Source organism: Winogradskyella vincentii, from assembly GCF_020166345.1.
In the GTDB taxonomy this organism is placed as follows: domain Bacteria; phylum Bacteroidota; class Bacteroidia; order Flavobacteriales; family Flavobacteriaceae; genus Winogradskyella; species Winogradskyella vincentii.
The window spans coordinates 1-674 of sequence record NZ_JAIUJS010000036.1; the positions used below are offsets into that span (position 1 = coordinate 1).

General features: G+C 38.3%; 1 pseudogene. It reads right to left on the reverse strand.

The window, feature by feature from the left end:
• Positions 1-674, reverse strand: a pseudogene (locus LBV24_RS15045) (gliding motility-associated C-terminal domain-containing protein); the annotation flags it as partial.

Below are 674 nucleotides of genomic sequence, written 5' to 3' on the forward strand. Positions count from 1 at the left end.
TCACCAGTAATTGTAAGGTCGGCCACGTCTACGTCGCACTCAACCGTAAGATCTGCAGGAACCGTGAAGGTAGGAGCAGTAGTATCTACTACGGTGATAACTTGATCATCTGTAGTTTCATTATCACATTCATCGATCAATGTCCATTTTCTATATATTATAAATGAATTAGGACAATCACCCTCCATGATTATGTCTTTATATTCGGCATCTAATCCAGATGAGCAGTTGTCCGCTTCGTCCGTAACATCACCTGTAATAGTAAGATCATTAACATCAACATCACATTCTACAGTTAAATCTTCTGGTGCTGTAAATGTTGGAGAGGTAGTATCAACTACGTTTATAGTTTGAACTAAAGTTGTAGTATTACCACAATCGTCTATTAATGTCCATGTACGAGTGATTATAGATTCATTTACACAAGTTCCTAAAACTGTATTATCTGCATAAGTAGCATCAAGTCCAGTAGAACATGTGTCCGTTTCGTCTGTAACGTCTCCAGTAATGGTTAGATCAGTTACATCTACATCACATTCTACTGTAATATCAGCAGGAACAGTAAATGTCGGTGGCGTAGTATCCACAACCGTTATCGTTTGAACAGCAGACGTTGTGTTACCACAATCATCGGTAGCAGTCCAAGTTCTAGTAATTGTTTTAGTATTACCACA